Here is a 2,877-nt window from a genome sequence, read left to right as displayed (position 1 = left end):
CGACGGGGCCGCCACCTCGGACACCTCCCCCACGGCGGACCCGGCCGCGCCGACGGAATCCCCCGGGCCGGCTTCCGGGACCGGGCGCACGGTGCGGGGCCCGTCGGCGTAGACGTGCACGCTGATCACGGGGTCGGACCCGGCGTTGCGGACCTCGTGGACGTAGCCGGGCCCGAACACCCGGGACTGCCCCGCGGTGACGACCAGCGACTCCCGGTACCCCGGCCCGTCCGGCGCGACACCCGACGGGCCGGACGGGCCCGGACGCAGAACCGTCTCGGTGAGCCTGCCGCTGACCACCGTGAAGGCACCGGTCGTGTCGCCGTGGTCGTGCAGACCGGTGCACTGCCCCGGCAGCCAGCTCAGCAGCCACACCTGGCGGCCGTGGGTGTCGTCGAGCAGGACGGCGAAGCGCTCGTCCGGGTCGTACCGCAGCAGGTTGCGCCAGCGTTGCCGGTCGGCCGCGAACTCCAGTGCCGTACGCACGGGGTGGCGCGCGGCGGTGTCGACGGGTTCGGGCGCGATCGTGTTCTCGGGAACGGCGAACATGACGAAGAGACTTCCCAGTGGTGAGTCGTGGACGGACGGAACCCTGTCGCCTCCGCGGGGGCGGACCGGGGGATCGGCGGTCCGGGGTTCCCGGTGCGATCCCGGGCGGTCAGCGCCGCGCCGCGGGGACTCCGGTCACGGAGCGAACCGCGTGTGGTCGCACACTCCGCGAGCGGGTCAGCGGCGACACGGACACGGACGACATACTGCCCGCGCGGCACCGACGAGACGTGGGCCGCTCGGCGTGGGCGCCCGGTACGCGGCGATCCGCGATCCGGGCACACGGGGCAGTGACATGTGTTCCACAGAACCACCCCGGACCCCGGCCGTCAACCGGATACCCGCCCCGCATCCCGCGGAGCGGAACGCGAACGGGATCCTCCCCGCCCGCGTCGGCGACTCAGGACCACTCGTGTTTGCGCGCGCGCCCGAGCAGCTCGGCACCGACGGTCGCGGGGTCGGCACCCTCGTGACAGACCCGGTGCATGGCCTCGGTGAGCGGCATGTCGACCCCGGCCCCGCGGGCCAGTTCGCGGATGGAGCGGCAGGAGGTGACCCCCTCGGCCACCTGGCCGCCCTGCGCCGCCCGCGCCTGCTCGATCGTCTCGCCGCTGCCGACCCGCTCGCCGAACGTGCGATTGCGGGACAGCGGTGACGAACACGTCGCCACCAGGTCGCCCACGCCGGCCAGTCCCGCGAACGTGAGCGCGTCGGCCCCCAGGGCGGTGCCGAGCCGGGCGGTCTCGGCCAGTCCCCGGGTGATCAGGGTGGCGACCGTGTTCGCCCCGAAGCCGAGTCCCGCGGCCATCCCGCAACTGAGCGCGATGACGTTCTTGCACGCACCGGCCAGTTCGCAGCCGACGACGTCGGTGTTGGTGTAGGGCCGGAAGTAGGGGGTGGAACCGGCCTGCTGCACCGCCACGGCACGGTCGTGGTCGGCGCAGGCGAGCACCGCCGCGGCGGGCTGCTCCTCCGCGATCTCCCGCGCCAGGTTCGGCCCGGAGACCACCACGACGTCGTCGGCGGGCATGTCCACGATCTCGCCGACGACCTGGCTCATCCGCTTCAGTGAGCCGAGTTCCACGCCCTTGGCCAGACTCACCAGCACCGCCCCGTCCGGCACCAGCTCCCGCCACCGGGTCAGGTTGTCCCGCAGGCTCTGGCTGGGCACGGCCAGTACCACCGCCTCGGCCCCGGCCAGCGCCCGCCCCGCGTCGGCGGTGGCGGACAGCCCGTCCGGCAGCCGCACGCCGGGCAGGTACGCGGAGTTGGTGTGCCGGACGGTGATCTCGTCCGCGACGTCGGCGCGCCGGGCCCACACCGTGACCTCGCGGCCGGCGTCGGCGAGTACCTTCGCGAACGTCGTCCCCCACGAGCCCGCGCCGAGCACGGTGATCCGTTCGAGGGCCATGTCAGGCCTCGCCTCCCGCGGGATCGGCGTCCCGGGCCCGGGTGCCCCCGGTGCCGCCCTCGACGCGGGCGGGCGGCCTCTGGCCCCGCAATCCGGACAGCAGCGTCCGCACCTCGCCCATGAGCAGGTCGGTGACCTCGCGGAGCACCTCGGGGGTCTGTTCCTTCCCCCGGTAGGCGGTCAGGTCGACGGGTTCACCGACGGCGTGCACCACGGTCTTGCGCGGCAACGGCCGGAACTTCCTCGTGTAGCCGTTCCAGATCTTCTGGGTTCCCCAGCGGGCGATCGGGATGACCGGGACGTCGTTGCTCAGCGCCAACCGGGCCACCCCGGTGTGGGCGCGTTTGGGCCAGCCCTGCGGATCCTTGGTGATCGTCCCTTCCGGGTAGATCAGCACGGCCTTGCCCTCGCGCAGGGTCCGGTGGGCGGCCGCGAGGCTGTCCCCCGCGGAGCCGGTACCGCGGGAGACCGGGATGCCCCCCGAGCCCGCCAGGATCCTGCCGAACACGGGGACGCGGAAGAGACTCTCCTTGGCCATGAAGCGCGGGACCCGCCGGTGACGGTGCACGAACACGGCGTCGACGGCGGGGTCGAGATGGGAGACGTGGTTCATCACCAGCAGCGCGGGCCCGTGCCGGGGGACGCGCTCCGCGTCGTGGTAGACGCTGCGGCCCATCCACGTCAGCGGGTAGAACAGCACCGCGGCCGCGCCGACCCAGAACCCGCCCTTCTCCCGCTCCGCCAAGACTGACCCTCCGATTCCTCCGAGACCGACTCCTCCGGGACCGACGCCGCACCGGGCGGTGGACGTCTCTCCCCGACACCTGACCCGGCGATCCTCCCACAGCGTGTCCCGGGACTCCGCCGGGACGACCGGCCCGCCGCACCGCCGCGTCCCGCGCGGGCGGCACGGCGGG

The 2,877-nt window shown here is 74.0% G+C and carries 2 protein-coding genes and 1 pseudogene; all 3 read right to left on the bottom strand.

Going from position 1 to position 2,877, the window contains the following annotated elements; translation table 11 throughout:
* Nucleotides 1-63: 63 nt before the first annotated feature.
* Nucleotides 64-549, bottom strand: a pseudogene (locus SACHA_RS22615) (cysteine dioxygenase); the annotation flags it as partial.
* 400 nt (nt 550-949) lie between these two features.
* Nucleotides 950-1,960: an NAD(P)H-dependent glycerol-3-phosphate dehydrogenase gene (locus tag SACHA_RS0116155; RefSeq protein WP_019811391.1), complete on the bottom strand. Its 1,011-nt coding sequence runs from the start codon at nt 1,958-1,960 to the stop codon at nt 950-952.
* Nucleotide 1,961: 1 nt separating this feature from the next.
* Nucleotides 1,962-2,705 carry a lysophospholipid acyltransferase family protein gene (locus tag SACHA_RS22610; protein WP_019811390.1) on the bottom strand — a complete coding sequence of 248 codons (744 nt, stop codon included), beginning with the start codon at nt 2,703-2,705 and terminating at the stop codon, nt 1,962-1,964.
* Between the last annotated feature and the right edge of the window lie 172 nt (nt 2,706-2,877).

This window comes from Saccharomonospora halophila 8 (genome assembly GCF_000383775.1).
GTDB lineage: Bacteria > Actinomycetota > Actinomycetes > Mycobacteriales > Pseudonocardiaceae > Saccharomonospora > Saccharomonospora halophila.
Note: the sequence above shows the minus strand (reverse complement) of the source record. Positions and strands in the feature narration are given on the sequence as shown.